Source organism: Vibrio jasicida 090810c (genome assembly GCF_002887615.1).
Taxonomy (GTDB): domain Bacteria; phylum Pseudomonadota; class Gammaproteobacteria; order Enterobacterales; family Vibrionaceae; genus Vibrio; species Vibrio jasicida.
In genome coordinates, this window is record NZ_CP025792.1 from 3025295 (window position 1) to 3051057 (window position 25763).

19 protein-coding genes are annotated in these 25763 nt (G+C 44.6%); 15 read left to right on the plus strand and 4 right to left on the minus strand.

Going from position 1 to position 25763, the window contains the following annotated elements; translation table 11 throughout:
- Positions 1 to 209: 209 nt before the first annotated feature.
- A complete protein-coding gene (locus C1S73_RS14460; protein ID WP_038865983.1) occupies positions 210 to 1979 on the plus strand; it encodes an SgrR family transcriptional regulator in 1770 nt (589 codons plus the stop codon).
- A 121-nt stretch (positions 1980 to 2100) separates the two neighbouring features.
- Entirely contained in the window at positions 2101 to 2433 is a 333-nt protein-coding gene (locus C1S73_RS14465) for a tRNA-binding protein (protein ID WP_038865986.1), read from the plus strand.
- Between the two features lie 62 nt (positions 2434 to 2495).
- Here C1S73_RS14465 and C1S73_RS14470 read toward each other — a convergent pair whose 3' ends face one another.
- On the minus strand, positions 2496 to 3047 hold the full coding sequence (locus tag C1S73_RS14470; protein WP_038865988.1) for a gamma-glutamylcyclotransferase family protein: 552 nt from the start codon (positions 3045 to 3047) through the stop codon (positions 2496 to 2498).
- Between the two features lie 200 nt (positions 3048 to 3247).
- On the opposite strand from C1S73_RS14470, the gene C1S73_RS14475 reads away from it, so the two are divergent.
- The gene (locus tag C1S73_RS14475; protein WP_038866060.1) at positions 3248 to 4432 is read left to right on the plus strand and encodes an NnrS family protein; all 1185 of its coding nucleotides are present in this window, start codon (positions 3248 to 3250) and stop codon (positions 4430 to 4432) included.
- 320 nt (positions 4433 to 4752) lie between these two features.
- On the opposite strand, the gene mltC is transcribed toward C1S73_RS14475, so the two are convergent.
- The gene (gene mltC, locus C1S73_RS14480; protein WP_038865989.1) at positions 4753 to 5865 is read right to left on the minus strand and encodes a membrane-bound lytic murein transglycosylase MltC; all 1113 of its coding nucleotides are present in this window, start codon (positions 5863 to 5865) and stop codon (positions 4753 to 4755) included.
- Between the two features lie 666 nt (positions 5866 to 6531).
- On the opposite strand from mltC, the gene C1S73_RS14485 reads away from it, so the two are divergent.
- From C1S73_RS14485 to C1S73_RS14525, 9 genes are all read left to right on the plus strand, one after another.
- Complete coding sequence (locus tag C1S73_RS14485) at positions 6532 to 8178, plus strand: BCCT family transporter (RefSeq protein ID WP_080774372.1); 1647 nt, start codon at positions 6532 to 6534, stop codon at positions 8176 to 8178.
- Positions 8179 to 8244: 66 nt separating this feature from the next.
- Positions 8245 to 9603, plus strand: coding sequence for an FAD-dependent oxidoreductase (locus tag C1S73_RS14490; RefSeq protein ID WP_038865991.1), 1359 nt, complete (start codon positions 8245 to 8247; stop codon positions 9601 to 9603).
- 151 nt (positions 9604 to 9754) lie between these two features.
- Entirely contained in the window at positions 9755 to 11092 is a 1338-nt protein-coding gene (locus C1S73_RS14495) for an FAD-dependent oxidoreductase (protein ID WP_038865993.1), read from the plus strand.
- A 19-nt stretch (positions 11093 to 11111) separates the two neighbouring features.
- The gene (locus C1S73_RS14500) at positions 11112 to 11483 is read left to right on the plus strand and encodes a cyclophilin-like fold protein (RefSeq protein WP_038865994.1); all 372 of its coding nucleotides are present in this window, start codon (positions 11112 to 11114) and stop codon (positions 11481 to 11483) included.
- 428 nt (positions 11484 to 11911) lie between these two features.
- Positions 11912 to 13429, plus strand: a complete 1518-nt coding sequence (gene nhaC / locus C1S73_RS14505; RefSeq protein WP_081634742.1) for a Na+/H+ antiporter NhaC — start codon at positions 11912 to 11914, stop codon at positions 13427 to 13429.
- 60 nt (positions 13430 to 13489) lie between these two features.
- Positions 13490 to 14656: a MalY/PatB family protein gene (locus C1S73_RS14510; RefSeq protein ID WP_038865995.1), complete on the plus strand. Its 1167-nt coding sequence runs from the start codon at positions 13490 to 13492 to the stop codon at positions 14654 to 14656.
- A 40-nt stretch (positions 14657 to 14696) separates the two neighbouring features.
- Entirely contained in the window at positions 14697 to 16067 is a 1371-nt protein-coding gene (locus C1S73_RS14515) for an FAD-dependent oxidoreductase (protein WP_038865997.1), read from the plus strand.
- A 399-nt stretch (positions 16068 to 16466) separates the two neighbouring features.
- The gene (locus C1S73_RS28305; protein WP_038865999.1) at positions 16467 to 16733 is read left to right on the plus strand and encodes a YqaE/Pmp3 family membrane protein; all 267 of its coding nucleotides are present in this window, start codon (positions 16467 to 16469) and stop codon (positions 16731 to 16733) included.
- Positions 16734 to 17381 (plus strand): hypothetical protein, encoded by a 648-nt coding sequence (locus tag C1S73_RS14525; RefSeq protein WP_038866001.1) that lies wholly within the window; start codon positions 16734 to 16736, stop codon positions 17379 to 17381.
- Positions 17382 to 17447: 66 nt separating this feature from the next.
- Here the strand turns inward: C1S73_RS14525 and C1S73_RS14530 are convergent, their stop codons facing one another.
- Positions 17448 to 18533 carry a glycerol dehydrogenase gene (locus tag C1S73_RS14530; RefSeq protein WP_038866003.1) on the minus strand — a complete coding sequence of 362 codons (1086 nt, stop codon included), beginning with the start codon at positions 18531 to 18533 and terminating at the stop codon, positions 17448 to 17450.
- A gap of 336 nt (positions 18534 to 18869) precedes the next feature.
- Here C1S73_RS14530 and dhaK point away from each other — a divergent pair, with 336 nt between their 5' ends.
- From dhaK to ptsP, 3 genes are read left to right on the plus strand one after another with little or no spacing between them, the layout of a single operon-like run.
- The gene (dhaK, locus tag C1S73_RS14535) at positions 18870 to 19928 is read left to right on the plus strand and encodes a dihydroxyacetone kinase subunit DhaK (protein WP_038866005.1); all 1059 of its coding nucleotides are present in this window, start codon (positions 18870 to 18872) and stop codon (positions 19926 to 19928) included.
- Between the two features lie 15 nt (positions 19929 to 19943).
- Positions 19944 to 20579 carry a dihydroxyacetone kinase subunit DhaL gene (gene dhaL / locus C1S73_RS14540; protein WP_038866007.1) on the plus strand — a complete coding sequence of 212 codons (636 nt, stop codon included), beginning with the start codon at positions 19944 to 19946 and terminating at the stop codon, positions 20577 to 20579.
- Positions 20580 to 20581: 2 nt separating this feature from the next.
- On the plus strand, positions 20582 to 22972 hold the full coding sequence (ptsP, locus tag C1S73_RS14545) for a phosphoenolpyruvate--protein phosphotransferase (RefSeq protein WP_038866009.1): 2391 nt from the start codon (positions 20582 to 20584) through the stop codon (positions 22970 to 22972).
- Positions 22973 to 23140: 168 nt separating this feature from the next.
- On the opposite strand, the gene dhaR is transcribed toward ptsP, so the two are convergent.
- The gene (gene dhaR, locus C1S73_RS14550; protein ID WP_038866011.1) at positions 23141 to 25072 is read right to left on the minus strand and encodes a dihydroxyacetone kinase operon transcriptional regulator DhaR; all 1932 of its coding nucleotides are present in this window, start codon (positions 25070 to 25072) and stop codon (positions 23141 to 23143) included.
- Between the last annotated feature and the right edge of the window lie 691 nt (positions 25073 to 25763).

A 25763-nucleotide genomic window follows, 5' to 3' on the forward strand; every position in this document is an offset into this window, starting at 1 on the left:
AATAGAGGGCCTTAACCAATTGAAGGGCACTCTTTCGATCGCTCAACCTTAGGACTGCGTCAGAATCTAAGAGTATTTTGGGCGAAAATAAGGCATGAAAAAACAGAGTGAATTTTGTTTTTCTTGTTCCTGATAACTAAGTTTTTAGACCTTTTTACTTGAATGAAGGCATTAAACGCTAATATAAGGAACATAAACTTAGTTTTGGAGTGCCTGTTTTGGAGAGTATTAATCTTTTTCGCTACTACGAACGTGTAGAGAGCTTTGAGCTGCGAGAGGAATACGCGGTGACGCTTGCCGAGATTGCAGACAAGATGTTCACCAGCCCAAGGCACGCCCGAGCCATTCTCAAGCAGATGAATGCGCTCAACTGGATCGCTTGGATACCCAGAGTGGGGCGTAACCAACGTTCGACCTTAATTCGTAACATCGAGCGTACAGAGGTAAAGCGCTCTATTGCTCTGGAGTGGATCAAAGAGAGCAAATACGACCGAGCACTTGAGTTTCTTGACTTCGACCAAGTGGTGTTTGAGCAATTACTTAAGCAGACTTCCGGTGCCCAAGTGACAGAAGGCAAAGTAAGTGTACAGCTCACCTATAACCGCTCTTTTGCTACGCTCAATCCAATCACACCGCAACGAAACAGCGAACGTTTCTTAATTCGTCAAATTCACGCTTGCTTGGTTTCCATGACACCTGAAGGTGAGTTAGTCGGAAATATTGCGCATCATTGGCAAGCCGATGAAGAGTGGCGAACTTGGACGTTTTATCTTCGCCCGTCCGTTTGCTTTCATCATGGCGGTAAAGTGGATGCAGAGTTGATGGTGAAGCTACTAAATCATTGGCAGCAGCTTCCATATTATCAAAATGAACTCGATCACCTTGAAGCGGTTTCCGTTGAGTCGCCTTATCGATTTGCCGTTCAACTTGCTCGTCCAGACAGAGGCTTCGCTGCATTATTGAGTGATCTGAAATACTCTTTACAGCCTGTCGAGCAACTCAATAACCTATCCTCCGACAGCATCGGCTGTGGCATTTTCTCTCTGGAATCGCACACGAACAATAAGCTTACCTTGGTGGCGAATGAGCGCTTCCACGGATTTCGCTCCCTCACTGATAAAGTCACCATCTGGTCGTTAAACAGTGAAAAGAAGGAAGGTGCAAAGGCTTCCAACTACCTCCACGATTTACCTAAGACAGAGCAGTACTCGAAAAAGGTCATCACCAACTCTCCAGATGAAGAAGTGGATGAGCGCATCATCGATGCCAAACACACAGCATCGAAAGATCGCGTGGAAGAAGGATGCTTGTTTATGATTTTCAATCACAATCATCCTAACTTATCACACGCTCAGCGACGTTGGCTGAGTGATGCCTTGAGTGGTGAGAACATTTGGCAGCAGTTGGAACGCAACGAAACCACCTTTGGGGCTGAGATCGCACATAACTTTTTCCCCTTCTGGCACAACGTCAAATACCTGAGAAGCGATGAAGTAGCGCTACCGAGTTCAATCCGAATCGCCTGTTATTCCCATCTTGGTATTCAACGCAGTGCGAGAGCCGCTGAGCAAATCTTGATGGAACATGGCATCAAGGTTGAAGTAAACGTTTATTCGTTTGAAGCATTTATTGAAAAAGCGTCTGGAGAGGGCTTTAGTGAAGAGATTGTCTTAAGCAGCTTTAACTTGGATGACAACCGACAAGTCTCGGCTTTACTGTTTTTCCTCAGCGATCCCATTTTGCACGCCACGATCGGATCTGATGTCAGCGACTGGGTGGTGGCTGAGATCAACCAAATTCGACAGTTTAGCGCTCCGGAAGATTACCTCACTAAGTTAGAGCAACTTGGCTCTGTGCTGATCTATGAAGGTGTGGTCAGCTCTATGCTTCACCACCGACAAACACTTAGCTTTCAAGACATATTCAAAGGTGTAGAGATCACGGCGTGGGGGTGGCCGAAGTTGAGTGAGATTTGGTAAAGGGTGATTGTAATCAGCACGATCTTTGCTCATCAAAATGCGATCTTCACCTCTTGTATTTAAAGTACTAACTGATAATGTAGAGTTTGTTTTAGTAAAATTTTACTTGGGGTTTTAATCAATGGAAACGATCGCTTACTCAGACTTCGCAAAGCTAGAAATTCGCACCGGAAAAATCATCGAAGTAGCTCGTCACGAGAACGCTGACAAGCTTTACGTCGTGCAGATCGACATCGGTGAGAAAACACTGCAAACCGTCACCAGCTTGGTGCCTTACTACACAGAAGAAGAGTTGATGGGGAAACAAGTGGTGGTGCTGTGTAATCTTGCGAAAGCTAAGATGCGTGGTGAAACCTCTGAGTGCATGTTGCTTTGTGCCGAAACCGATGATGAATCAGAAAGTGTTTTGCTGACGCCTGAACGCGCGATGCCTGCTGGTGTGAGAATCGTTTAGTATCCTTAAGCTTGCTCAAATAAAAAAACAGCGCTGATAGAGCGCTGTTTTTTATTCTGTTCTTAAGAGTGTTGAGCAATTAGGTTATCAATCAACTCATAATGATGATCTTGTACGCCCGCTAAGTTGCCGTATTTTGGCTGGTGGCGGTCGTTTTCTTTAGCATGATGCCAACCAACGGTATGGCGAACGAAGTGCTCAGCAAAGGCATGGGAGACTTCCAAGCATCCAGCGAGCACCGTATCAACATAGCTTTGCATGATGGGACTGAGCGAGCAGGGTGGTAACGGATCGTTTTTCACATAAACCCAAATGCTGTGCTCAGAGTTAAAAGTGGCCTCTGTTTCAATCTGAGCAGGACGGATTTGAATGCGATGGTAGCCACGTTCGCGTCGGTCAAACTCCGCTAGCGCTTGATCGTCGACTTCAAGCAGTACGCCATTGACTTGCCCTTCGCCTTCATTCACAACCAAGGGTGACAAGATATAGCTGTCGTCAACTTTGCCCCAATAGCGCACCAGACCATGAGCGATGACTGGGATGGCTTCTCCCGTTTGACCCGTTAACTTGCGCGAGGCGGTATTGATTAAACTGCCGTAGCCAAATATATACATCTCGATTGCTTCCCTTACTTCGACGAAATCACTGTTATCCGTTATACCTAAACACTACCAACCAAGCAACGCATGAAGCACAGGTTTTACCTCGAAAGGATAGTTTGATTTTATAACATGTATTTTTTATGCATGTTTGTGTTAATATCGATCGCGTAGAATTTTTGAACGGTATCAAATGTGTACTTAAGGGCATCACAATGCTGAATATCACCGATAAAAAAGTGGAAGAGAAAATCCCTGCATGGCTGCGATTAGGGTTTAGACCGTTTTTCATGTTTGGCTCTATTTATGCTGTTGTCGCAATTGCGGTATGGGTATGGATGTTCCAAACCGGACAGCCAAGCGCGTTGAGTGTTCCGGCGTTGTGGTGGCACGTTCATGAAATGTTATTTGGTTTTTCAATGGCAATAGTGGTGGGCTTTGTGCTGACTGCAGTGCAGAACTGGACGGGCATTAACGGCACGAAACACTACACCTTGTTAGCGGTATTTACACTGTGGCTTGCACCGAGAATACTGCTTTGGACACCAGCACCGCTTTGGTTAACCAGCAGCATTGAAGCGCTGTTTTTGCTGTTTGTAGCGTACGAAGTGGGCATTCGTGTTTACCGCGCGAAAGGCTGGCGTAATCTATTCTTTGTGCCGTTATTCTTGCTCGCCATCTTTGCTAACTTTGCCAGTTACGCAACGGTGAAAGGCATGCCGCCATTTACCTCGTCTGCAGTATGGCAAGCGATGCTTTGGTGGTTCACTCTGCTGCTTTCTGTCATGGGCGGACGAGTGATTCCATTTTTCACAGCCCGTCGCTTTAACTTCGAAAAGGCTCAACCGCTAATGTGGTTAGATTGGTTAGCAAACCTACCTTTGGTCATGTTGTTCGTATTGAGTTTCTTCCCTGTGACGTTTGCGGAACTTGGTCAGCCACTTATGTTGTTTGCCGGTGTGGCGCAGTTGGTTCGATTCCTGCGCTGGAAGCCTTGGCTAACATTAAGTGAGCCGTTGGTGTGGTCTTTACATGCAGCTTACTTGTGCTTGCCTTTGAGTCTGATTCTACGTGGTAGTTGGGATAATGTGTTTGCTAATCATAACTTGATTCACCTGTTTGCTATCGGAGCATTAGGAGGCTTGATCTTAGCAATGATTTCTCGAGTGACCATGGGGCACACTGGTCGTATGATTTACAACGGTCCGAATATGAGCGTCGCCTTCGTCGCGATCTTTTTAGCAGCCTTGGTGAGAAGTCTCGGTGTGATATTAGATCCAGCGAACATGTTACTTTGGATCGATATTAGTGGTGGCTTGTGGATCCTGGCTTTCGGTATGTTCGTATGGCGATTTGGCATGATGTTGATGAAATCAAGAGTGGATGGCCATCCCGGATAGTCTCAGTACAGACTCGCTAAAAGAAGGGCTCAACCAATGGTGTGAGCCCTTTTTATTTGAGCTTGCTTCCGCAAATGACCCACAATTAGTAAGGCAATTGTTAAGAATGTGAAAAACGTTGAATTCTACAGTGGGATTTGAGCGTGCTAGAAGAGGCGGACTCCGCTACTCTGTAGGTGTTATTGCTCGTATGCACACGAGTGATCAACTAGCCAATTGACGTTTAAGACCCATAGGTGTCTCTCGTGTAATTACATGGCCGCTTAGTTCTATCCCTCCGTGGAACTAAGCGGCGTTTTTCGTTTTGTGGCTAGATAAAATTAGATATTCCCTTCGCTAAAGTCTTTCTGGAAATACAGCACCTTTTGCAAGTAGCGTCTTGCTTCCCCTTTTGGATGTTGAGTGGTTAACGCATCATAAACCTGAGTCGGGTTAAGGCTGTTAAGCTCATTCATCGCGCGTTTTCGGTCACTATCGAATGTTGAAAGCACGCCGCCAGTACCGCCGTTATAGGCTGAAATCATACTAAAATGCTTAGAGGTAGGGTGTTTCACATCGCGAAGATAACGGTTCTTCAAGATGTAAAAGTACGCCGCGCCTGTATCAATGTTATTGGCAGGATCGAACAAGTACTCTTTGGTTGGAATACCCGGTTTGTTTTTCACCAAATTAAACACATCTGCCCCCGCTGTTTTGGGAATCACTTGCATCAAGCCGTAAGCACCGGCATGGGAAACTGCATAAGGGTTAAAGCTACTTTCGGTTTTGATCACGGCAAAGATCAGGTCTTCTGGCAACCCATACCGTTTAGCAGCATCGCGAATCAAGCCTGCATATTGATACTCACGTTGCTCTAGGTGATCTTTCACCATATTGATTTCGATATAGTAAGCACTGCCGCGCTTGATGGCTTTCTTTTGTAGCTTATTCTCGATCAGGTAATCCGAATAACGATTAGCACGCCATTCCCACTCTATTGGTTTACGATCTTGATCAAGCACTTGGCCAAGCAAGAAGGGTTTTCCACGCAAAACCGCTTCTTTGTCACTAAACAATTCTGCATGAGTTGGATCGGCAGGCATGAGCAGAGTTTGAACGATGGCTTTTTGTAGCTTCTCTGTTGGCTGATATTGGGAAATCGTCGAAACATAGATCTTACCCGTTTCGAAGTCGATATGTGCTCGGGTGTTGTAACCATCAAGGTACTTCACGTAACGGTGTTTGCCAGCTTCAACGAACTCATCTTCACCCCAACGATCTTTGGCTTTTTGAGCAATGTAAGCCAGTAACTGTTTGATGTTATCTTCGTTCGATGCGCTTGGCGGTTTTACGTAGGGAGGAACGTAGTTATTGCACGCACAAGGTGGTGTTTCTTCTGGTGCAATAGAACAACCACCAAGCAATAACAGGCTCAAAAGCAGAGATTTCTTCATCACATACCAATACAGGTTTTGGAAATAGGGAGGCATCAAGCGGAATTGCCACTGATAAACAAGTAGAAAAATGATAAGAAACTGTTCTAAATGGCTGAAATTAAAAATTTTAATGGTCTCGACAAAACGACAACTATTTCAGCTGAGCTATGTTCGATAATTGCAGCCCTTAAACGAGCGAATTATCAAAAATGCTAATTGGATCAACAAACCTATGTATGTGAAGCTTACTTAAATTAAGCGTAAAAATGCCTTTTAATGGCCTTTAATTTGATGAGAAATACCAGGTGCTTTTCAAAATGCAACACGATGATTTTACGTTTAAATCCTCCTACACATAAGGCTCAACACGATATTTAGAGCCGAAAAAACATGCTTGAATCTCTTACTTTGCTGTGAAGGTTAAGCCATCCGAGATGGTTTCTGAATTGTTCCAAAATGGAATACTTCCTGAAACGAGATGTTTCGTTTTGAAAAGCTCATTTCGCTTTTGTAGGAAAATTCTCCTAGCTTCACACTTCGCATTCCGTCAGAAAAAATAACCCTTTTCTCCTGTGGCTATCTTCAAAGTTGCCGTTCAAAAACACCGCAATTTCTAACCTTTATTGGTTGGTGTTCATAAGATGTTCCTGTCCAAAACAACAACGTGAAACGTGGAAACAAATTATGAGTAACCAATCCTCTCAACATAAAAAAGGGGCGATCGACAAGGCAGTCTTCTGGCCTGCCACGATCTTGACCTTAGCGATGGCTGTATTCTTCCTGATGAACCCTACATCAAGTGCGCTTGTCATGGGTAAGCTGCATGCGTTCACCACGGGAGAGCTCGGCTGGTTCTTCTTATTAGCAACATTTGCAGTCGTTATCTTCTGCATTTACCTAGCAATCTCTCGTTACGGCGGTGTGGTCATGGGAGATAGAGAGCATGGTCCTGAATTCTCGACGATGACATGGCTAGGTATGATCTTTACTTCAGGTACTGGTGGCAGCGTACTTTATCTCGGTGCCGTGGAATGGATCTGGATTATGCAAGCGCCACCGTTTGGTGTCGAAGCTGGTAGCATCGAGGCGGCGCGTTGGGCTTCTGCTTACGGCATGTTCCATTGGGGACCATCTGCATGGGCTTGGTACATTGCTTGCGCTATTCCAATTGCTTACTGCTTCTATGTACGCAAAAAACCGACATTGAAAATGAGTGAATTTGCTCGTCCTGTATTGGGCAAGAAAGTGGATGGCATCTCTGGCCACCTAATTAACTTCTTGTACATGTTCGGTATGGTTGGTGGTGTTATGACTTCACTAGCACTAGGTACGCCACTTATTTCTAACGCGATCGTGTACGTAATGGGGTGGGATTCAAGTAATGCTTTCTTGGATACCTTCGTTATTTTCTTGTGGACCTTTATCCCTCTCGTAGCACTTATCATGGGTCTTAAAAAGGGCGTATCAGCACTGAGTAACTGGAACGTAAAAGCTGACGTAGTGATGTTAATTGCTTTGCTCGTTTGTGGTCCTACAGCATACATCCTAAACCTATCGGTTGATGGCCTTGGCTTGATGCTTCAAAACTTTGTTTACATGAGCTTGGCGACAGACGTTATCCGTGACGGTGGATTCCCACAAGCTTGGACTATCTTCTACTTCTCTTGGTGGGTGGTTTACGCACTGCCATTTGGTCTGTTCATTGCGAAGATTTCTAAAGGCAGAACCATTCGTGAGATCGTGATGGGCGGTCTGATTGCGGGTTCTCTTGGCTGCATGGTGTTCTACATGATCCTTCCGGGTATGGGCATCAATATGCAAATGACAGGTCAAGTGGATCTCATGACCATCATGAACGAACAAGGTCGTGGTGCGGTTGTGTACGCAATGCTTGAGCAAATGCCACTCGGTACGCTATTCGTGTTCGCATTCGGTCTAATCACATTGATCTCTTACATCACGGGTCACTGTGCAGTGGGTTACTCACTGGCAGCTGCGACTCAAGATGAAATTGCAGAAAACGAAGACCCAGCGCACTGGAACATCGCATTCTGGTTAGTTTTGGCAGGGGTGGTTTCTCTTGCACTGTACTTTATCAACCCAGAGAGTTTGAAGCCTCTACAAACAGTATCGATTTTGACAGGTTTCCCTCTATGCTTCGTGATAGCTATTGTGGCTAAAAGCTTCATCAAACAAATCAACATTGATTTCCCAGAAGGCTTCCCAGCAGCCGACTCAAAAGGTCGCATCTACTTGGATACACCAGTAGATCGCACTGAAGAGGAGCAAGTAGCAAAGCCCGCAGCAGAACCAGCGGCTTCTCTAAGCTAACCCAGAGCGCACGCTAATATAAGAGCACCTCCTTCAATGAAAAGGGGGTGCTATAAGGAGATAAAAATGAAAATCATCGAACCTCAAAAAGAAATTCCTGTGATTGCAGAAACGGACGTGCTTGTTGTAGGCGGCGGCCCGGCTGGCTTAACTGCTGCTATTGCTTCTGGTCGTCTTGGTGCAAAAACTATGCTCGTTGAACGCTATGGCTGTTTAGGCGGCATGTTAACTCAAGCGGGTGTTGAGAGCTTTGCTTGGTATCGTCATGAAGGGACGGTGGATTGCGAAGGTATCGGTCGTGAATATGAAGTTCGTGCACAAGAAGTGGGCTTTGCTCGTCAAGAGCCACAATCGAAGAGCTTAGCGATTGATACTGAAGGCTTCAAAGTCATCGCGGATCGAATGATTGCAGAAGCAAACGTGACGCCACTTTACCACTCATGGGTTGTTGAGGTTCTAAAAGAAGGCAACACCATTTATGGCGTGATTGTCGAAAGCAAATCTGGTCGCGGCGCTATCTTAGCAAAACGTATTGTCGATTGTACGGGGGATGCAGACGTTGCGGCACTGGCTGGTGCTCCATTTAATCAGCGTTCGACTGATAAATTAATGGGTGTGACGGTAATGTTCCACTGTGCAGGTATTGGTGTTGAGCGATTCAATAAGTTTGTCGCTGAAGAGCTTAAACCAACTTACGCCGACTGGGGTAAGAACTGGACAATTCAAACGACGGGCAAAGAAGACGACATGTTTAGCCCATACATGGAAGAGATTTTCACCAAAGCACAAGAAGAAGGTGTGATTCCTGGTGATGCTTCTGCGATTGCTGGTACTTGGTCTACATTCTCTGAAGCGGGTGAAGCGCATCAACTTAACATGGTGTACTCGTTTGGCTACGACTGTACCAACGCATGGGATTTGACTAAGGCTGAAATTGAAGGTCGTCAGCAGGCGCTTTGGGCGATTGATGCGCTTAAGCACTATGTTCCTGGCTTCGAAAAAGCCAAATTGCGCAACTTTGGTATGACGTTAGGTACTCGTGAGTCACGCTTAATTGTTGGTGAAACACACATCGACGACGAGCATGTACTGAACCAAGGACGCTGCAATGACTCTATCGGGATTTTCCCTGAGTTCATTGATGGCAGTGGTTATTTGATCCTGCCAACGACAGGTCGTTATTTCCAAATTCCTTACGGCTGTCTAGTTCCTCAACAGGTAGAAAACTTACTTGTGGCAGGCCGTTCAATTTCTGGTGGTGTAGTTGCTCATACTTCTATGCGTAACATGATGTGTTGTGCCGTCACGGGTGAAGGTGCGGGTACCGCAGCAGCAGAATCTTTGAAGCAAGGCGTCAATGCGCGTGATGTCGATATGACATTGCTACAAAACACTTTGGTTAAGCAAGGTGTTCGAATCCACTAATTTCCAATCCTTAACGTGATGTGACAACTCCCAGCGGCTCTGCTTTTGCAGGGTCGTTTGGGTCACCTTCCACATTGATTTATACCTAAGTTTCCTCGCATCAGAACGAGGTGACTTCGATATAAAAGATAACGTGAAACAAGGTAAGTGTATGAAAACGATAAAACAGAGTGTAGATGTCGTTGTGGCTGGTGGTGGTACTGCTGGTCATATAGCTGCCATTCAAGCCGCACGTGCAGGTGTGTCGGTGTCTTTGATTGAAGCCAGTTCGATGTTGGGTGGCACAATGACAGATGGTGGAGTATTTATGCCAAACCATTGGCATTCACCAACAGAAACTGTAGTGCAAGGCATTGGTTGGGAGCTGTTCTCTCGCTCGAAGGAAATTGAAGGCTTACGCATCAAACCGCCGTCAGAGCGATATGGTGTCGATACACCGGCTTACTACAGCAATATCAACGTACCTATCTATGCGACTGTTGCGGAGCAAGCAGCCATTGAAGCCGGTGTAGATATTCACTATCACGAATTTATTGGTGAAATGGCGCATGATGGTAACTTCTGGATAGTGACCTCATATGCTCGTGGTATTAAGCGTATAACACGTTGTCGAGAGATCATTGATTGTTCAGGCGATGCGGATGTTTCACGTGCACTCGGTCTGCAAGTTGAAAAGTCACCTAAGCGCCAACCAGGCACGCTGGAATATCGTATTGAAGGCATCGACATGCAACAAGTGTGGCAGGGTGAGGTGCAAAAAATTTACGAGAAAGCGATGGCTGATGGCGAGTTGCAAAAAGGTGACTGGGCTTACTTTGGTATCTATCCGTTCCAGTGGTTCTTGCAAATGGGTGGGCACAACTCCACTCATATCTATTCGTGTGATACCTCTGATGCTGATGGCCAAACAAAAGCAAACATTGAAGGTCGCGAACGCATGTTGCGTATGTACCAATTTGTTCGCAATAAAATCCCAGGCGCTGAGCGTGCTGTGCTGAAAACCATGTATAACCGAGCGTTATCTCGCGAAGGCTACCGAGTGATAGGCGAGCATATTGTGACTGAGCCTGAGTTTATGGGAGCAGAGAAGTATCAAGATGCGATTTGTAATGCTTTCAACTACATTGACATGCATAACGAAGACAATGGATGTGATGAGATTTTCCATGATTCAGCAAGCCTTATCCCAGCGGTTCCTTTCCGAGCTTTGATCCCGAAAAATACCAACCGCATTACCGTTGCAGGTCGTATCTTGTCAGCTGATCGCGTGTCTCTTGCTGGGATCCGAGCACAATGTACTTGTATGGCAATGGGACAAGCCGTGGGTGCTGCCGCAGCGTTGGCTGTAAAACGAGGTGTCTACTCACGTGATGTTAGTGCAAAAGACATTGTTGCTTTAACAATGGAGCATGGTGCAGTTAAGCCTTTCAACACGAAAAACGTTGATGTGAATAAACTAGCAACGTCAGAAAAACCGGAAATGGCTTAATTCGGAGCTTGTAAACAAGATGACTCAAATAACAATTCGAATAAACAACATCGAGTATTCCGCTACGTTAAATCAGACAGATACTGCTCAACGTATTTTGTCGTCACTACCGATAAAGGGACGAGTAAGGCGTTGGGGAGATGAAATTTACTTTCCAATTCCTTTGCTGATTGACGAATGCATAGAAGCGAAAACAGAAGTAGAAGTCGGAGATTTAGCTTACTGGCCGCCAGGACAAGCGTTTTGTGTGTTCTTTGGTAGCACGCCATACAGTCATAGCAAAAAGCCTGTGGCAGCCTCTCCGGTGAATGTATTTGGTTCCTTATTAGATTTACCCAATCAGTTATTTGACATTAAAGATAATGCTCAAGTAGAGATATTTTTAGCTTGAGATCATGCCTTGAGTTAAAGTCTTTTTATCTCTCTTTTTTGCCCACCATACCCTCGGTGGGCTTTTTTGATCTTGATTTCATGTTCTGCTTTGCACTGTTCATTACCTGCTCCTTTATTGGGGAAATATGTCTCATAAATAAAACAATAACAACAGTGTGATCCTACGCTCTTATCAATTGGCTTAAAAATAAAGTGAATTTCAAGACGTGTTTCATTTTCAAAAAAGATCGCGTTTCAATTTGAAACGTAATTGCTTCAATTCTTAATTAGCTTTGAGTTTGTTCACACCTTCAGCAAGCCAGAGAGTGAATTAATAGAATGCTTTTTAGCGTTTTCACAGTTCAATAATGCATCAGGAGGTATTTATGGTATTGAGCTAAACGTTTGCCAATGATGGACATATACCAATGATGTCGGAGTAAAAATATGGAAACTCATGAAGAGCAAAGAGAGACACGCTTGCCTACTTTTGGTGAAGCGGTCACACCAATCATTTTCATGGTCATTGTCCTAACGATAGGGATGGGCATGTTGAAATGGCCTACAGGTGTATGTCTACTGTTGTCTGCAGCTTGTGCTGGTGGGATAGCGATTTGTAGGCTTAATTTTACATGGGAAGAACTAGAGAAGTTTATTGTCGATAAATTTGCTGCGGTTATGCCTGCGTGTTTGATCGTAATATTTGTTGCTTTCATGGTTGCTACCTGGTGTTACAGCGGCACGCTAGCCATGCTAGTTGTATATGGTATGCAGCTGATTAGCCCTGCAATGATCTTATTCCTATCTTTTATTTTGACTGCTTTACTAGCTATTTTAAGTGGCTCATCTTGGGGTTCTGTTGCATCAATTGGTGTTGCTTTGATGGGTGTAGGTATTGGTTTAGGCGTCGATCCTGCGATGCTTGCTGGTGCGCTGGTTTCTGGTGCTTACTTTGGTGACAAGATGTCTCCATTGTCAGATACAACTAATTTAGCTGCGGGCGTAACGAAAACACCGCTCTATGAACATATAAAGTACATGTTCTGGACAACAATTCCCTCCACGATTATCGCGCTTGGCTTCTTTATTTATCTTGGCATGACTCATCATGTTGATGGTGAAATGTCGACAGATAGTGTACTGCTGATTTCTCAACTAAATGAGATGTACAGCTTTGGTGTTTTACCATTGCTGCCAATGTTAGTGATCTTACTATGTACTTTTACTAAAAAGCCACCTGTTCCCTCGATGCTACTTTCAGCCGTTGTTGCTGTATTAGTTGGTTGGTTGTACCAAGGGTTTGACCTTTGGGAAGGGGTCTCTTCAACCATGACTGGCTTCAAAGTCGAGATGATTGGCTTCAATTCTTCAGAGCAAGCCACGGGGGTGATTAAGCTGTTACATCGTGGTGGTTTAAATACACAAGGTGGTTTCCTCGCTTTCATAATCTGTGCAATGGCGTTTGCCGGAATTCTGACTGGCACTAAGATGATGGATGTTGCTATGGGTGAGTTGACCAAAAAGATCACAACTGCAAGATCAGCTATTTTAGGTTCTGGTTTAATCGCAGTTGTAATCAATGCTCTTACTGGTTCTGATGGTTTGAATAAAGTAATCACTTCAGAGCTAATGAATAAGCATTTCTTGAAGCTTGGCATTCATCCTAAGGTGCTAGCTCGTACACTGGAAGACTTCGGTACCATGACAGGCCCTGCGATCCCTTGGACTGCCGCAGGCTTATTTATGGCAACAACACTGGGGGTACCGACAATGGATTACCTACCGTACTGTTTGCTGTTCTTTTTCTCGATGATATTCGCAACCTTCTACGCAATCACTAATATCTCAATCGTAACTATTACGCACGAGGAAGCTCGAGCATTCGCTTTGAAGCAAGGTTATGAACTTGGTGAAGAAGAAGTAAAAGGACAAGACCCGAAGTTAGAGCCTGCCACTGTTAAATAAACTATTACTGCCAATACGCTGTGAGATGTGCAGCGTGTTGGCGGTTATTAGGAAATGCCAATGTATAAATTTAAACATAGCCACCCTCGCCCGTACTCAGCTAAGTGGAACTCGCATGCATCGGTTTTGGGAAGAAACGTGTTGCCTATGTCGGTTGCAGACATGGACTTACCGGTTTGTGAGGAAATTCGGGCGGCAATGATTGCAACGGCGCAACGTCACGATTTTGGTTACGCTCATTATCATAGCGATATCAGTGAGCTTGTTGCACGATGGTATGAGACTGAATTCCAGTGTTCTATTGAAGCTGAAGATATTCAAGAAATACCGGGCATGCTAATGACAATTGGGGCATTGATTCGCCATCTTACTAAAGAAGGAGATGGTGTGATTATTTTTAATCCCGTTTATCACTCTTTTGCAGGGACAATTCGTGATAATCATCGCCAACCTATTGAATGTTCGTTAATAAAAGGTGAGTCCGGTAGATATCAAATTAACTTCGAACTTTTTGAGCAGCAGTGTCGAGAGCATACTGTTGTTTTGCTTTGTAACCCACATAATCCAACTGGGCAATGTTGGACTGTAGAAGAACTCGAACAACTGATCAGCATTGCGAGAAGAAATGGCACCGTCGTGATTTCAGATGAAATTCATGCTGACTTCACTTATCTGGACTCCAAAGTTCCATTCACTAGTATCTTCAGTGCAACCGCAGATACTGACGGGATCATCGCCTTTTACTCAGGAGGAAAGATCTTTAATTTAGGTGGTTTGTTTGGTGGGTTCGCCATCACTAAAGACACTAGTTTGTATCAAATGATACAAACCATCATTAAAGAGCTTCATTGGTTACCAAATGTGTTTACACATGAAGCAATGTACCACGGCTTCAAGTATGGCAGAGCTTACAAGCAAGAGTTGATACTGCACATTCGCAAAATTCACCATCAAACTATTGCTCGTATCAAAAATGCTTCCCGACAAATATCTATTCCTTTGCCAGATGCGGGTTACCTCATCTGGATCGATATGTCTTCGACTGGATGGTCAGATAAAGACATTCATGAATTCTTCGTATTTGAGGCCAAGTTAGGTGTCAATTCTGGGCCAAACTTTGGGACTGGTGGTGAAGGGCATATACGTATGAACTGTGCGGTATCGGACACACTGTTGACCGAAGCAATGTCGCAGCTTATTCCAGCTATCAAGAGAAACAAAATCTAATAGTGAATTCAAGATATTAAACTGTTTATAGGTGGTATAGATGAAACAAATTACAGAGCCAACAAAACCAATTGATATTATTGCCGATGTGGATGTTTTGGTTGTCGGCGGTGGACCAGCTGGTATGGCTGCGGCAATAGGAGCCGCTCGTGAAGGGGCGAATACTTTACTTATTGAAAGGTTTGGCTGTTTTGGTGGAATGATGACCACCGCAGGTGTTGAATCTATTGCATGGTGGCGGCACGAACATACAGTAGATGCTGGGGGAGTTGCAAAAGAGTTTGAAGATAAAGCACAAGCATTTGGTGCAACAACACCAGAGGTGCAATCGGTAAGCCAAGCGATCAACGCAGAAATGTTTAAAGTTGTCGCGGATGAGTTTCTTGCGGAGAGTGGTGTTGAGCGTTTACTTCATATAATGGCAGTTAATGTACTGATGGATAACAATACAGTAATTGGTATTGTTACAGAGAGTAAATCAGGGAGAAAAGCCATACTTGCAAAAGTTGTGATTGATTGTACCGGCGATGCTGACATTGCCGCTTTTGCTGGAGCTCCTTTTATTCAACCTTCTCGTGAAGAGGTGATGAGTGTAACGACAGTATTTAACTGTTCAAATATCGACAAGAAGCGATTCTTAGAAAATATTGCAGAAACGAAACCAACATATAGTGACTGGGGAAAAGATGAAGACAATAAAAACTGGTCTTACGAAATCCATGAAAGTTGCCAAGAAATGTTCAGCCCATACTTAGGTAGAGTGTTTGCAAAAGCCAAGAAAGAGGGGTTAATCCCTGACGGTGTTACATTGGGTGGAAGTTGGAGTACGATTACCGATCATGGTGATGCCAACTATATGAACGTACAGAGTATGGCGGGAATAGACTGTACCAATGTTTTTGATCTAACTAAGGCAGAGATTGAAGGCAGAAAACAAGCACTTTATGCCATCGATGCTCTTCGAAAAATGCAACCTGGTTTCGAGAATGCGGTGCTAAAAAACTTTGGAATGACCATCGGAACTCGAGAATCTAGACATATTGTAGGGCGTACTCGCCTTACGGAAAACGATATAGTTAATCAAGGGCGCCACCAGGACAGCATTGGTATTTTTCCTGAGTTTATTGATGGGAATGGAAAACTGAAATTGCCTTTGGAACCAAGATACTTCCAGATTCCTTATGGTGCACTTTTACCAATGAATGTTGAAAATCTTTTAGTTTGCGGGCGAGCTATTGACTCTGATCCATTTGCGCACGCAACGACAAGGAACATGGCATGCTGCGCAGTAACAGGGCAAGGTGCAGGTGTAGCAGCTGCTTTAGCGATAAAACAAGTTGTTAACTGTCGCGAGGTCGATATTTCAGAGGTACAGCATAAGTTAGAGGCACAAGGGGTTCGAGTGTTTTAATCGTTCGGACAACTCATCAAGCTCCCCAAATTGGGGAGCTTTTTGTTTCCTATCAATATTAAACTTTTCTCACTTTCTAAGATTCGCTGTGTATGCATCCCCGTTGTTCTTGATTTATAGATGCTAAATATTCATCCCTCTGACACGGTTACTATATAGCGGTATTGTAAATTGGTGCCCTTTGCTAATGCCATTGTGGAGAAGATTGTGTTCCAGTGGCTTAGTTTACCCTTTCAGCTTGCCGCTTAAGTCTTGCTTCACATGTCGGTTCGTAGCTCCAAATTCTTAGGCGGCTTTTTCTTTTGAACAAAACGATCTCGACGGCAATCCGTTTGTTGATAAGCCGAGCGTCAGTGCGCAATACGATCATGAATAATAAAAGACTTAATAGGACATGACATGAGACTAGTACTTGCCATTCTAATTCCTTGGCTTCAATTTTTTACTATTGGCCGTTATTGGGCGGGCGTGATCTGTTTGTTATTGCAGATTACTTTAATCGGTTGGTTGCCTGCGGCCATTTGGTCTGTCTATGCATTGGTTAATTACGAAACGGATAAGAAAATCGAGAAATTGACTGCAGAGAAAGATGGCCCTGAGACGTTCTCAAACTATGCTCGAAAAGCACCAGCATCGTCTGATCAAGATGGTGGTGGAGACGAGTAAGTGTTTTCGTCGAATACAAGTAAGCCTTACTTCTCTTGGTGCTTACTTTTGAGTTGTTTTGGGTTTGCTTCTGGTGCACAGGCAGAGCTCACGATTCAAGAAGCGGTCGATTTATGGATATTAGATGGGGCAGAGTTTCGTCAGATGGTGAAATGCTCTCCGCAAGCGCAGTTGAATAATGGTGTGCAGCAAATCTATTACGATTCGTCATCTTGTGTATTGAGTGAACTGGCGACTTACGCTTTGGCTAAAGAGTGTTTTGGTGATGCGAAGGCTCAGCGCGTCAATATTCTGGATGCCGCAGACAAATCGAAAGTGATGTCTTTTGATATCAATGCAGCCAGCTGTTCATTGTTGGAGAAAAAAGCGGGTCAAAGGAAATCAAAACCAGCGCCTCCGCCAAAGCCATCTCGACCATCAACATCAAACTCTAAAGCTTATGTTGTTCAGCTCTACTCTGGTGTTAAGCCACCGAACAAGGTATTTGCTCAGTGTGCGACTGTGCCTTTATACGAGCACCACATTCATGGTTCGTACTATTTGTTTAGTGATGTTTATTTCCATTATTCAGAAGCCAAACAATTGATGGATCACTTGCAGTACGAATGCCCTGATTTATCGATGTGGATTCGTCCGATAAAGCGCTGAAACTTCCCACGAAAAAAGGCAAGCTTTCGCTTGCCTTGTTCGTAACTCAGTAACTAAGTGTGGAGTTTATTTCTGACCTAGTTGGTGAGCAGTCAGAATCGCTGAGAATACGTTATCTGCGGTTACTGGGAATGGCATGTTGTGAATTGTTTCGCCTTCCGCTGTCGCACCTTTCGCTACTTCGTATAGTTTCTCGTGGTTCAGTTCTTTCACGCCCATTTCGAATAGGTTAGTCGGTAGACCAACTGAGCGGCAGAAATTGATAACAGTATTGATTTCTTCCATCGCTGCGTTTTCTAGCACAAGCTGAACAAGTGTACCGAATGCCACTTTTTCGCCGTGGTAAAGATGGTGGCATTCTTCCAGTTTAGTTAGGCCATTGTGGATAGCGTGAGCGCCAGCAAGGCCGCTACTTTCGAAACCGATACCACTTAGGTAAGTGTTTGCTTCGATGATGTTTTCTACCGCTTTTGTGCTAACACCATTCTCTACTGCTACTTTTGCTTTCAGACCGTCTTCAAGCAGTGTTTCGTAACATAGTTTAGCCAGAGCTTGAGCTGAGCGAGTTGGTGCGCCGCCAGCCATTGTCGCTTTACCTGAAGTCATGTTTGCACGAGCTTCAAAGTAAGTTGATAGTGCATCACCCATACCAGCAACAAGCAAGCGCACTGGTGCTTTAGCAATCACTGCTGTGTCCATGATTACCATATCTGGGTTTTGAGGGAACAGTAGGTATTCTGCGAACTCACCTTCCGGAGTATAGATAACCGCTAATGCTGATGTTGGAGCGTCAGTTGATGCGATTGTAGGTACCACAACAACAGGAATTTTAGTGTAGTAAGCAACAGACTTAGCAGTATCTAGTGTTTTACCACCACCAATACCGATGATGACGTCGTTCTTTTGAGTTGAACAGATGTCAGTTAGGCGGTCGATCTCTACGCGAGAACATTCGCCGTTAAAGATGTCCATTGCGATAGGCATGTCTTCTTTTGAGAAGCTTTCTTTTACTGTCTCGCCAACCAAGCCAGTCACAAACTCATCAGCGATAGCGAGTGGGTTTTCACCTAGTGTTTTCACGTAGCTCGCAATTGAGCCCAAAACGTTTTCACCTTGAACATATTTGCTTGGGCTAATGATGATTTTATCCATGATATTCAGACCTTTTGTAATGTGGTTATGTTTTGTTTCAACGTTGGAGCTATCGTAGGTACACAAAGCAAAAAGAAGAAGAAAATCGCCTACTTGATAAGCAAATGTATGATGATGGTGTCAAAGCCGTCGTTTGTTATTTCCCTTCCCAAGACAGTTTTTGGCACCGATCACTCTAGTGTATGAGAGGGAGGAATTTGTTCCGATATGAAACAAAAGCGCTATACGAAATGTTCCAACCTGGAACGGATATTTTTTTGATTGAGCGTACTTTTTCTCCACTTAAGATGGCCCCAACCCTACGAAACGAAATTCGAATTAAAAGAGATCGGAAATATGAAAAAGCTAATCAATAGTGTTGAAGACGTTGTTAAACAGCAAATGGAAGGTCTGGCATATTCTCGTCCAGAGCTGAAGGTGAACTACGAACCTCGCTACATGTGGCATGAAGAAACCCCAGGACAAGTGGCATTGGTATCTGGTGGTGGTTGTGGTCACGAACCTCTACACGCAGGTTTTATCGGTAAAGGGATGCTTACTGGTGCTTGCCCAGGTGAAGTGTTCACTTCTCCAACACCTGATCAAATGTACGAATGTGGTAACCAAGTCAACACGGGTGAAGGCGTTCTATTCTTTATCAAAAACTACACTGGCGACGTACTGAACTTTGAAACAGCAGTTGAGCTTCTTCACGCGGATGGCATTAAAGTTGGTTCAGTTCTTATCGATGATGACGTTGCGGTAAAAGACAGCCTATACACAGCAGGCCGCCGTGGTGTTGCAGGTACAGTTCTTGTTGAGAAAATCGTTGGTGCAGCAGCAGACAGAGGCTACACGCTAGAGCAATGTGAAGAATTGGCTCGCCGTGTAAACAACAACTGCCGCTCGTTTGGCGTTGCGTTGAATGCATGTGTAGTACCTGCTGCGGGTAAACCATCTTTCATTTTAGAAGATGACGAAGTGGAATTCGGTGTAGGTATCCATGGTGAACCTGGCATCGAACGTGTGAAGTACACAACGGCAGATGAGCTAGTGGACAAAATGTTCCTTGAGCTAAAAGAGAACGTTACTTACAGCCGTACACTGCGTATTTGGAACCGTGAAGAAGGCCAATGGGACGAAGTAGAGTCAAGCATTGAAGTGTTCAACGCTGATCAAGATTACATCGCTATCGTTAACGGGTTAGGCGGGACTCCAGAATCTGAACTATACGGTGTTTACCGTCGTCTGGCACAAAACTGTGAGCAAGAAGGCTTCCGTGTGGTTCGCAACATGGTTGGCAACTACTGTACATCTTTGGACATGGAAGGTGTTTCAATCACCTTACTACAAGCAGACAAAGAAATGATCGAACTGTTCGATGCGCCAGTCGATACAGCTGCAATTAAATGGTAAGGCGAGGGCGAACATATGCAAATCGAAAAGAACCAAATCATCAATTGGCTTGAGTTGTGTGCTCAGTCTTATGCTGAAAACCAAGATTTCCTGACGGATCTTGACCGCGATATCGGTGATGCAGACCACGGCTTGAACATGAACCGTGGCTTCAAAAAAGTGGCAGAGACATTACCAAGCGTAGAGAAGCAAAACATTGCGACTATCTTGAAAAACACGGGTATGACGTTGCTTTCTAGTGTTGGTGGTGCAAGTGGCCCGCTTTACGGCACCCTGTTTATTCGTACGGCTGCTTCTGTAGGAACACGTGAACAACTGTCGTTCGAAGAATTGATCGATGCTCTAAAGAGTGGTGTAGATGGTGTTATCTCCCGCGGTAAAGCTGAACAAGGCGATAAGACTATGTGTGATGTCTGGTTGCCAGTACTGAACACAACGAAGTCACAGCTTGAAAGTGGTATTAGCCCAGATCATCTATTGGATGAAATGGTCGATCTTGCTGAAAAAAGCGCTGTTTCGACAATTGAGATGCAAGCGAAGAAAGGCCGTGCAAGCTACCTAGGTGAGCGCAGTGTGGGTCATCAAGATCCAGGTGCGACGTCTTCTCTTCTGATGATTAAAGCATTGCGTCAGGCGGTTACAGGAAACTAAGCATGGTCGGGATTGTAGTTGTATCTCACAGCCGACGTCTCGCAGAAGGGGTGGCCGAATTGGCCACCCAAATGACGCAAGGCAAGGTTAACTTAGCGATCGCCGCAGGTGTGGACGATCCAGAAAACCCAATCGGTACAGACGCTATCGCGGTTATGGGGGCGATAGAAGAAGTTTGTGACGAGCAGGGCGTTGTGGTGCTGATGGACTTAGGCAGTGCATTACTAAGTACTGAAATGGCACTGGAATTACTCGATGACGAGACGCGTGAAAAAGTGGCTCTGGTTGCGGCTCCTATCGTGGAAGGCACGATGGCAGCATCCGTTGCAGCGGCTGCGGGCTTGCCGATTGAAACCGTTGTAGCAGAAGCGCGCAGTGCATTAGATGTAAAACGTGAACACTTAGGTGAAGAGCTTGAGCAAACCAATCAAGTCGAGGTCTTAGCAGAGGCGACAGGTGATGAGCTTCAATTCCAATGGACAGTAAAGAACCCACACGGTATTCATGCTCGTCCTGCGGCGGCGATTGTTGGTCAACTAGCTGCATTTAGTTGTGATATGTGGCTGCAAAAAGGTGAGCAACGAGTTAGTGCTAAGAGCCTAAATAACATTGCTAAGCTGGGTGTTCGCCTTGAAGACTGCATCATTTTTTCCGCTTGTGGTAACGATGCTCAAGCCGCTATTGATGCCTTTACGCTACTTGCGCATCAACACTTTGGTGAAGCCGATATTGTGAATGGTGCTGTTTCTGCAGAGCCAGAAGAAGCTATCATTATCGACCAAGAGATTACTGGAGCGATTGTTGGTTTAAGCGTGAATGGTGGTATCGTAACGGCACCTGCAATCTTATTTGCTCATGAGATGCCAGCCGTACCAGATCGTCCTTTTGAGTCGTTCGCATCAGAAATCAGTCGTCTTCAAACTGCCGTCGACGCTGTGAAGCAACACTTAGCGATACAAGCGAAACAACCTCATGGAGATATTTTCCAAGCTCACTTGATGATGTTATCCGATCCAGAGTTGTGGCAAGCCACTGTTACGCACATTGAATCCGGATTTATTGCTGAAGAGGCGTGGATGAACACCATTAACGCTTTGGCTGAAGACTACCGTAATGCCGACAGTGAATATATGCGTGAGCGCGAAGCGGATGTTTACGATATTGCTCGTCAGGTCATGATTAGTGTGACTGGCGCGAAACAAACCGCGATGCAAATCAATGAGCCGAGCATTCTGCTCGCTCGCGACTTAATGCCTTCGGATGTCGCAGGTTTGGATAAGTCTAAAGTGATGGCTATTTGCTTGAGTGAAGGTGGTAAAACGTCTCACAGTGCAATCCTAGCAAGAGCGATGGGCATTCCTGCGATTGTTAAAGCACAGGGGTGTTTAGACCAAGTAAAAGTCGGTCAAACTATCACTGTAGATGGATTTAGCGGCTTACTGTGGTTAGAACCATCAGAAGATGTTCAAGCAGAATTAGCTCAAAGACGTACCGAGTGGTTAGATGCTCAACAAGCGGCATTAAACAGTGCTCAAGAAAAAGCCATTACAGCTGATGGTACGGCTGTACAGGTGATTGCGAACATTGGTGGCCCAGAAGATGTCGAATCAGCACTTCGAAATGGCGCGGAAGGCGTTGGTTTGTTCCGTACAGAGTTTTTATTCCAAACCAGCGATGAATTGCCGACGGAAGATGAGCAGTATGAGGTTTACCGTGATATTGCGGCAGCATTTGGCGACAAACCATTAACGATTCGCAGTTTGGATGTCGGTGGTGATAAACCACTTGCGGCTTACCCAATGCCCGAGGAAGAAAACCCATTCTTGGGACTACGCGGTGTACGTCTGTGTCTAGCTCACGAAGAGTTATTTACTACTCAAATCCGAGCGGTCTTACGAGCTCATCAAGAGCAAAGCAACATCCAGTTAATGATCCCTATGATCGCGATGGTGGAAGAAGTTCGTCGTGTCAAAGCGCTAGTTGAGCGTGAAGCGAAGAGCTTAGGTATCGACAACCTCACGTTACCTATCGGCATTATGATTGAGGTACCTGCCGCAGTCTTCAATGCAGATGCATTGGCGAAAGAAGTCGATTTCTTCTCAATAGGAACTAACGATCTAACGCAATACGTGATGGCTGCCGATCGTGGGAACACGGCCGTTGCTGAGCTAGTGAACTACTTCGAACCTGCAGTCATTAAAGCGATTGAGTTAACTTGTTCAGCAGGTAATAAAGCTGGTATCTCTGTGAGTATGTGCGGAGAAATGGCGGGCGATACTAAAGCAACAGAGCTGCTGCTCAAGCTCGGCTTGAGAAAGTTCAGCGCCAGTGCAAGTTTGCTACCTGCTTTGAAAGAGCAAGTTCGCAAGATTGATCTCGCCATCAAAGCCTAATTCACCCTTTCCCCCAAAAAGGCAGTTGGCAATCCAAAGCCCTCTGAGTAGCGATGCTCAAAGGGCTTTTCTTGTTTGAGGTCGATTCAATCAGTCAATGGTCTCGGTAAAAGAGCAAATAAAAAACAGCCCTAAAGGACTGTTTTTGAATAAGGGAAATTCGAGTGTTTATGTCAGTTCAATCTGGTCGGCTAAACCAAACTTATTGATTTTACGCCATAGGGTGGTGCGGCCTATTTTAAGGGCTTTAGCCATTTCCTTCATCTTTCCATCATAAATGTTCCATGCCTGAATGATGGCTTTCTTCTCAACCTCTTCCAGTGACAAGATTGGTTGGTTTTCTGGGTCATTGCCAGCGTTTAGGTTGAGTTTGATCTCCTCAGGGATGTCGTCGAGTTTAATTAGGTTTGAACTTCGGTTGAGAAGAACGCGTTCCATGCGGTTTCGTAGCTCCGAATTGTTCCCTTGCCAGTTGAAGTTCATTAAAGCATCCATCACCACCTTTTCTACTGAAATGGCGACATTGTGGCGTTTCTCATAGTTGTTGATGATTTTCTGGATCATATATTCGATGTCCTCTTTGCGTTTGCGAAGAGGTGGGATGTGTAACTCATTCGAAGAAATTTCGTAGTACAACTGACGTCCAAAGGAGCGTTGTGCAACATACTCACTGATGTCTGAGGAGGTACTTGTGATCAGTTGAAATTTCACTGGAATCAAACGTTGGCTATCACTTCTACTGACTAAGCCTGTCTTCAGTAACTTTAAGATTACGGCTTGTAAGTCTGGACAAAGATATTCAATTTTTTCTAGATAGAGGGTGCCGTTATGTGCCAACTCAAACTTAGAAGGCATGCCTTGTCCCTCATCGTAACCAAGAGTTTCACGAATCATTTGCTCGCTGTTCACTGAGCGGCAGTTTAGGGTGATAAACGGGCCTTCTTTGTACTCACTCTCATTGTGAATCGCCATCGCAAGGTCAGTTTTGCCGACGCCTTCTTCACCTGTGATTAGAATAGGTGCTTTGGATTTTGTTGCGCGTTTCGCAACAGTAATGATGTGTTTCATCTTGCGCGATACGGCTGGCAGTGTATCAAACGTGTAGCGAGCACTTCCGCCGATTTGTTGTTGAGCCAGTTCGCGAATTTTATCAATAGGGTGGATGAACAAAAGGTTGGAGCCATCACTTAACGGACGTAATGTCACAATTGCTTCAATAAACTCACCGTTTACTTCGATCGTAGTCTGCTTACGACGAATAATGTTATGCGCTTCAATATTAGACAAAATATTGGGTGGAAAACGCATAATTGAGAACACGTCTTTCTCTATCAATTTGAGGCTATTGACGTTCAGTAAGCGCTCAGCTTGACCATTTACCATGGTAATGCGGTTTTCATCGTTCCATGCGAGGATTCCATCATCCATACACTCTAACGTTGCGTTGTGCGCACAGCTTAAGCGGTTCATGGTTTCTTGCTCGCATTGAATATGAATCTGTAATCCTACCTCTTTGGCACATGAGGTTATGATCACCAGGTTTTCTTTACTATATTCCTCCGCTCTTTTAACCAAGCACACTGTTCCGCGTAGTCGACCAAAAGTATCAAAGATAGGTGCTGCAGAGGAAGCGTAGTTGTGTAGGTGGCGATTGAAGTGCTCAGCAGCAAAAACTTCGCAAGGCATGTGAGTATCAATACACAGACTTACCGCGTTGGTGCCTATTTTACCTTCTGAGAAAAAACAACCCATCTTGATGCCGAGTTCATTCATTTCTCTCAGCATGTCATCATGCCCAACACTGTAGAGCACACATCCGTTATCATCAGTTATGAACAACATGATTTGTTCTTCTCTAAGTAAATCGTAGGTATCTTCGATAACAGTAGTGGCGCAGCTGATTATGCGTTCGTTGCGCTTCATTAAAGACGACAGGGTATACCCCGACGCAATATGAGGTTTGGACCAGTTATATGGGCTGCATTGTTTTGTGCAGCGCTCCCATGACTCAAGCACAGGGGAAAGTGAAAACTCAGGTGAAACCCAATGGTGCTTTTGGAAGAATTCCCATTTTTTCTTATTGTCTTCTATCGACAGCATATTTGCTCCAGACGGAGAGGTCAGTTTCAGTTATTGGATGTAGGAAAGTCACTTTGGGAAGGGGAACGGCGGTGCTCTTCCTGTGAGACTTATCAGTAATATGGTGCACAATGATATATTGCGTATAAACGTTAGAGTGTGATGACATTCACGGCGATTTTTTCACCGATTCAATATGAAACACTCCTATGACTTAGGTCAGTTTCTTATTAGATAAGGGCTTGAGAAAAGCGACTTACATCTCACACAAACTGTCTAAATTGTAAGAATTATTAACGGTTAGATTTTGTAAAACACATCAATGATTTGCCTGGTGAATATCTCCGATGGGTCAAACTTACCCAGCCTAAATTGATGCCTATAAATAGAGGGGATTTCCCTCTTCTTCCGTGTTTATCTTGACCCTATAAATAAGTTATCTCTTTGATATGTGCTTGGCGATTTTTTCACCGCTTGTGAACGTGTCTTTTTGACTCCACATAGACTTCTTATCTTCACAGCTATCATTTGATGGTTTAAATCACGTCTCTTTCAAAAAAAGGCAGATTTTTAATTATTTGCGTTTCATTTCGGAACGAAATTGTTTGATTGATAGGTTTCATTTTGAAGCATTTTTGATTCTTTGCTGGGCTGTTTTTTTTGCCAAATAATCTCCCCCAACAACACATGATTCTGTTCGTCACCGATAAGG

What these genes read in the sequence shown, in the direction of transcription:
- C1S73_RS14515 (WP_038865997.1), top strand. Translation starts at nt 14,697, where the DNA reads ATGAAACAAATTACAGAGCCAACAAAACCAATTGATATTATTGCCGAT.
- C1S73_RS14495 (WP_038865993.1), top strand. Translation starts at nt 9,755, where the DNA reads ATGAAAACGATAAAACAGAGTGTAGATGTCGTTGTGGCTGGTGGTGGT.
- dhaR (WP_038866011.1), bottom strand. Translation starts at nt 25,072, where the DNA reads ATGCTGTCGATAGAAGACAATAAGAAAAAATGGGAATTCTTCCAAAAG.
- C1S73_RS14500 (WP_038865994.1), top strand. Translation starts at nt 11,112, where the DNA reads ATGACTCAAATAACAATTCGAATAAACAACATCGAGTATTCCGCTACG.
- C1S73_RS14530 (WP_038866003.1), bottom strand. Translation starts at nt 18,533, where the DNA reads ATGGATAAAATCATCATTAGCCCAAGCAAATATGTTCAAGGTGAAAAC.
- C1S73_RS14475 (WP_038866060.1), top strand. Translation starts at nt 3,248, where the DNA reads ATGCTGAATATCACCGATAAAAAAGTGGAAGAGAAAATCCCTGCATGG.
- ptsP (WP_038866009.1), top strand. Translation starts at nt 20,582, where the DNA reads ATGGTCGGGATTGTAGTTGTATCTCACAGCCGACGTCTCGCAGAAGGG.
- mltC (WP_038865989.1), bottom strand. Translation starts at nt 5,865, where the DNA reads ATGAAGAAATCTCTGCTTTTGAGCCTGTTATTGCTTGGTGGTTGTTCT.
- nhaC (WP_081634742.1), top strand. Translation starts at nt 11,912, where the DNA reads ATGGAAACTCATGAAGAGCAAAGAGAGACACGCTTGCCTACTTTTGGT.
- dhaL (WP_038866007.1), top strand. Translation starts at nt 19,944, where the DNA reads ATGCAAATCGAAAAGAACCAAATCATCAATTGGCTTGAGTTGTGTGCT.
- dhaK (WP_038866005.1), top strand. Translation starts at nt 18,870, where the DNA reads ATGAAAAAGCTAATCAATAGTGTTGAAGACGTTGTTAAACAGCAAATG.
- C1S73_RS14485 (WP_080774372.1), top strand. Translation starts at nt 6,532, where the DNA reads ATGAGTAACCAATCCTCTCAACATAAAAAAGGGGCGATCGACAAGGCA.
- C1S73_RS14470 (WP_038865988.1), bottom strand. Translation starts at nt 3,047, where the DNA reads ATGTATATATTTGGCTACGGCAGTTTAATCAATACCGCCTCGCGCAAG.
- C1S73_RS14510 (WP_038865995.1), top strand. Translation starts at nt 13,490, where the DNA reads ATGTATAAATTTAAACATAGCCACCCTCGCCCGTACTCAGCTAAGTGG.
- C1S73_RS14465 (WP_038865986.1), top strand. Translation starts at nt 2,101, where the DNA reads ATGGAAACGATCGCTTACTCAGACTTCGCAAAGCTAGAAATTCGCACC.
- C1S73_RS14490 (WP_038865991.1), top strand. Translation starts at nt 8,245, where the DNA reads ATGAAAATCATCGAACCTCAAAAAGAAATTCCTGTGATTGCAGAAACG.
- C1S73_RS28305 (WP_038865999.1), top strand. Translation starts at nt 16,467, where the DNA reads ATGAGACTAGTACTTGCCATTCTAATTCCTTGGCTTCAATTTTTTACT.